General features: G+C 66.6%; 1 protein-coding gene and 1 pseudogene. Both read right to left on the reverse strand.

The window, feature by feature from the left end; all coding sequences use genetic code 11:
- A pseudogene (locus tag EOA24_RS40300) lies at positions 1-203 on the reverse strand (ABC transporter permease); the annotation flags it as partial.
- A 50-nt stretch (positions 204-253) separates the two neighbouring features.
- On the reverse strand, positions 254-590 hold a 337-nt coding region (locus EOA24_RS40305; protein ID WP_281059954.1), incomplete at its 5' end, for a glycine betaine ABC transporter substrate-binding protein.

Genomic DNA, 590 nt, shown 5'->3' on the forward strand with positions numbered 1-590 from the left:
GTCTTAAGCAAGGCGACGATGGCGGCGACGATCACCATAGCCAGCAGCACCATGCCAAGCGCGGGCGGCAGCGCTTCGAGGATCGAACGCGCCTGGCCTGGCACAATGCGGTTGGCGCGGAACGTCGCAAAGGGGGCCGCCAACGCAGCGTAGGCGACGATCGCGGCAATGACGACGCCGAGCTTGTCGAAGCGGATGGTCACGATCGCCCCCCAATCGGCGGCGCGCCGCAGCACGGCGCGCCGAGCTCACCTCACTTCAAGAACCCGTTCTTCTTCAGAAAATCCTCCGCCACGCCCTTGGCAGGCTCGCCACCCAGTTGGACGCGGCCATTGAGCTCCTGCAGGGTGACGAGATCGAGCTTGGCGAAGACCGGCTTCAGCAGCGCCTCGATTCCGGGATGCTGCTTAAGGACCTCTTCGCGGATGATCGGTGCCGGCTGGTAGACCGGCTGCACACCCTTGTCGTCCTCGAGCACGACGAGGCCGGAGGGCTGGATGCCGCCGTCGGTGCCATAGACCATGGCGGCGTTGGCGCCGTTGGTCTGGTTGGCGGCGGCAGCGATGGTTGCCGCGGTGTCTCCGCCGGAG

The organism is Mesorhizobium sp. M2A.F.Ca.ET.039.01.1.1, assembly GCF_003998035.1.
Classification (GTDB): Bacteria; Pseudomonadota; Alphaproteobacteria; order Rhizobiales; family Rhizobiaceae; genus Mesorhizobium.